The organism is Brachyspira innocens ATCC 29796 (assembly GCF_000384655.1).
GTDB classification, from domain to species: domain Bacteria; phylum Spirochaetota; class Brachyspiria; order Brachyspirales; family Brachyspiraceae; genus Brachyspira; species Brachyspira innocens.
Genome location: NZ_ARQI01000036.1, coordinates 1 through 4,598, shown reverse-complemented (window position 1 = coordinate 4,598; position 4,598 = coordinate 1). Strand labels below are relative to the sequence as shown.

The 4,598-nt window shown below is 26.4% G+C and carries 3 protein-coding genes; 2 read left to right on the top strand and 1 reads right to left on the bottom strand.

The features are described from left to right. Positions 1-396 precede the first annotated feature (396 nt). Both F811_RS0100545 and F811_RS0100540 read left to right on the top strand, forming a co-directional pair. Complete coding sequence (locus F811_RS0100545; protein WP_020003369.1) at positions 397-792, top strand: DUF4234 domain-containing protein; 396 nt, start codon at positions 397-399, stop codon at positions 790-792. Between the two features lie 127 nt (positions 793-919). Then, positions 920-2,092, top strand: a complete 1,173-nt coding sequence (locus F811_RS0100540) for a DUF2268 domain-containing putative Zn-dependent protease (protein WP_020003368.1) — start codon at positions 920-922, stop codon at positions 2,090-2,092. A gap of 1,138 nt (positions 2,093-3,230) precedes the next feature. On the opposite strand, the gene hisF is transcribed toward F811_RS0100540, so the two are convergent. Next, positions 3,231-3,986, bottom strand: a complete 756-nt coding sequence (gene hisF, locus F811_RS0100535) for an imidazole glycerol phosphate synthase subunit HisF (RefSeq protein WP_020003367.1) — start codon at positions 3,984-3,986, stop codon at positions 3,231-3,233. Between the last annotated feature and the right edge of the window lie 612 nt (positions 3,987-4,598).

The window sequence follows — 4,598 nt, the reverse complement described above, 5'->3', positions numbered from 1 at the left end:
ACTTGGGTGGGCAGCCAGAGTAACAGTAAAAGCTAAAGAAGAAAAATAATTTATAAGTAACATATCAACGCTTTAAAATTTAGAGGGTGGGAGTTAAAATAATTTTCAAAATTTTAATTTAATCCCCGCCCTTTTAGATTCAAAAACTTTATTTTTTTATATTAGTTTGATTAAATCTTTTAAGTCTTCAGTTCAAAAATTGCACCCGCCCAAAGTATTATTTAAATTTAAGACTTTCAAGCATTTAGTTCTACGTGCGTTAATAAATATTATAAATAACATATATTATTATTTATATAATATATGTATTAAAAAAATTAAATATTATTTTTATTTTATTGATTATTTTGTAAAGTTAAAGTATAATCTTTTCAAACATTTTAGGAGGTTTTAATAATGGTAAAAGGTACTGTTAGAAGCATACCTATGCTTGTGGTATTAAATATTGTAACATGCGGTATTTATTATGCATACTGGCTTTATAAGACTACAGATGAGATTAAGAATTTTATGGAAAGAGATGATATAAACCCAACACTGGAATTAGTATTATCCATTGTAACATGCGGACTTTATACTTTTTATTGGTATTATAAATACGGTAAAATACTTTATTTAGAGATGACTAAAAAAGCTGGAATGGATAGTACAGAAGACAGCACAGTATTATTAATAGTATTAAATTTCTTTATGTATGTAATAGCATGTGCTATATTTCAGGATAAGTTAAATGCTGTTTGGAACAGTATACCTGATTCAGGATTAATAGAATCTCATAGTGATGATGAATAATTATTAATAATTATAATTAAAAGACTTGCTATAAGCAGGTCTTTTTTATATTTTCTTTTGTTTCTTTTTTTATATTTTTTCCGATACTTATAAAACGTATTATAATTTATGAGGAGAGTAAAGAACTATGAGAAAATATTTATTATTAATATTATTTATCATAAGCCATGCATTTATTTTAAATGCATATGAAAGTCTAAATGAAGTTCTAAAAACTCCAGTGAGTTATAATATATATAAAGGCAAAAATACAGAAAAAGTATTTAATGCAGTAAGATATATAAATAATAATTATTCCAAAGAAAGCCTAAAAGCTAAAAATATATACTCCACATCTAGGATAGATATATATTTGGAGAACGGACTTAAAGTAAATGACAGAGATTTGCAAAGCGTTATATTAGAAACTTCAAAAATCTATGATATGGAAGAGTATTTATACGGAAAATTAAAAGGTAAATTAACACTTTTAATAATGGATATTAATGGAGGCTTTACAGGTGATAAACCCTATATGCAAGGGTATTCAATACTTGATGGTCTTGATGAAATAAAAAATGATACAGATAATATTATATTTTTAGATTATATAAATGGTTGGGAGAATATAGAATCTGTTGTAAATACTATAGCTCATGAACTTCATCATGTTATACATTACAGTTCTTTAGAAAATAAAAGCAATTCTTCATTTGATATATGGGTAGATGAGGCATTATCAGAAGCTGCCGTTATAGCTTACAGAGGAAAACTGCCTAAAAACAGACTTGATTATTATAATACAGATTCAATGTATTTAATAACCAAAGGCGATTATTTTGTAAATTGGAATCAGGGATACACTGTTCATAAATATGCTACAGTTTCACTTTTTATGTATTGGCTTGGACTTCATTCAAAAAATGGATTTGAAATATATAAAGATATAGCTAATGCTCCGAAAGAATATAGAGGAACTTATAAAGCTATACTTTATGCAGCAAATAAAAATATTAAAGGGTTTCAGGATTGGAGTGAGCTTTATGCTGCTTGGCTTGAGGCCAATTACAAAAATGATTCAAAAGGTATTTACGGATACAAAGGGCTTATTACCACAAAACCTAAAATTATAACTACACAGTATAATTGTCCTATGGCACCTGGTTCTGCTATTTATGTTAAGGGTGATTTTATGTCTGATGACAAACTTTTAAGATATGCCGAGCTTGGAGATGATATATATGTAGTTTATAATCCAGATGTAAATACTAAAGGTAAAGACAGATACTTGATAGTAAACTCATATTTTTACGGATACTAATAATTTAGAAGAACTTTTCAGCTAATTTAATAACTCCTAAAAATGAGTATATGGGGATTTCTCATGCATATCTTATGTTTGATGTGCATGAGATTTTTTATAATTTAATATTATATCTTTATAATTTCTGTTATAAGTTTTATATCCGTATTCATAAAATTATTGTATATTCATAATAAATTTTTATTCCAAAATGTATAATTTTTAAATTTTATTCTCAATCCTAACTGTTATTCTGTCTGCCCACCCAAGATTTTTTTTAATTTATAATATTCTTTTAACGCACGTTTAATGGGTTTTTATATATAGAATAAATTAGATTTATTAATTAATTTGTATTAAAAAAACTCATACTACGTGCGTTAAGTAAATTGCGAATTTAAATTAAGATAGGGCGGGTGCACTTTTTGAAGTGAGGGCTTCTGGTTTAATAATAACATATAAAAAAATAAAGCTTTTAAATCTAAAAGGGTGGGGTTAAAATAAAGTTAAAAAATATATTCTAATCCCCGCCCTTTAAATTTTTAAGTATTATTATGTTATTTATAAATTATTTTTTATTTTTTAGCTTTAACTGTTATTCTGTCTGCCCACCCAAGTGTTATTTAAATTTATGATATATTTAACGCACGTTTAATATACTCTTATATATAGAATAAATTAGATTTATTAATTAATTTGTATTAAAAAACTCATACTACGTGCGTTAAGTAAATTGCGAATTTAAATTAAGCTAGGGTGGGTGCACTTTTTGAAGTGAGGTCTTCTGGTTTAATGATAACATATAAAAAAATAAAGCTTTTAAATCTAAAAGGGTGGGGTTAAAATAAAGTTAAAAATCTATTCTAACCCCCGCCCCTTAAATTTTTAAGCATTATTATGTTATTTATAAATTATTTTTTATTTTTAGCTTTAACTGTTATTCTGTCTGCCCACCCAAGCGATTTTTATAATTTATAGCAATATTATATAGCATAATTTCATAACAGAAGCTAGTACTTCTAGCGAATGAAGGGTTAGTATATACTGAAAATTTTTAAGTTTGTCAATTTTTTATTTTTACTGATATCTTTTAATTAAGGGCTGTATAATTTTTATAAATAGGTTTTTAAACAAGTTTATTTATAAAATATAAAAATTAAAGCCTTACATTGATATTATTTTTACTTAGGTATTCTTTTAAATCTTTTATATCTATTTCTTTATAGTGAAATATAGAAGCAGCAAGACCAGCATCAACTCCTTTTACAGCAAATACATCTTTGAAATGCTCCATATTACCAGCACCGCCTGAAGCTATTAAAGGTATAGATACATTATCAGCTATTTCTTTTAATAATTCTATATCAAAACCCTTTTTTACTCCGTCAGTATCTATGCTATTTATAACAAGCTCACCAGCACCATTTTTCTCTCCGTTAATAGCCCACTTTATAGCATCGATTCCTGTATCTTCTCTTCCGCCTTTAGCAAATACTGAATATTTACCATTAACTCTTTTTATATCTATTGAAAGTACAACGCATTGATTACCGTATTTCTCTGCAGCTTCTTTTATAAGATTAGGATTTTTTATCGCTCCTGAATTTACACTTACTTTATCAGCACCTGATTTTAATACTATATCAAAATCTTTTATACTGTTTATACCGCCCCCTACAGTAAGAGGTATGAATATTTCTTTAGCTACATTTTTAAGTACATTTACAAATAAACTTCTGTCTTCATAAGAAGCTGTTATATCATAAAATACAAGCTCATCTGCTAATGAATTATTATAATATTTGGCAAGCTCTACTGGATCATCAACATCTTTTAAGCCTTCAAAATTTGTACCCTTTACAACTCTGCCGTCTCTTACATCTAAGCATGGTATAATTCTTTTTGTTATCATACTAAAAAACCTAATTTGATATATTAGGAAAATTATATAATAAAATTATCATTTCGTAAAGTGTAGATATTGTATTTTATTAACCTTATTGAGTGTTTTTATTTATAATATTTATTAACGAAAAGCCTTAAATTTAAATAACGCTTTGGGCGGGTGCATTTTTTAAAGTGAAGGCTCAAAAGATTTAATTAAAACATATAAAAAAATAAAGCTTTAAAATCTAAAAGGGCGGGGATTAAAATAAAATTTTGAAATTTATTCTAATTCCCACCCTTTAAATTTTTGAATGCCATATGTTATTTATAAATTATTTTTCTTCTTTAGCTTTTACTGTTACTCTAGCTGCCCACCCAAGTATTTTTTAAATTTGTAATGCTATTCAACACACGTAGAACAAAATTTTATATATAAGATAAATCATGATTTTAAATTAACTAATATCTAAAAAATCCGTTCTGCGTGCGTTTAGGCAAGTCTTAAATTTAAATTACGCTTTGGGCGGGTGCATTTTTTGAAGTGAAGGCTCAAAATATTTAATCAAACTAATATAAAAAAAATAGAGCCTTAAAATCTAAAAGGGCGGGGATTAAAATAAAATTTTGAAAATCATTT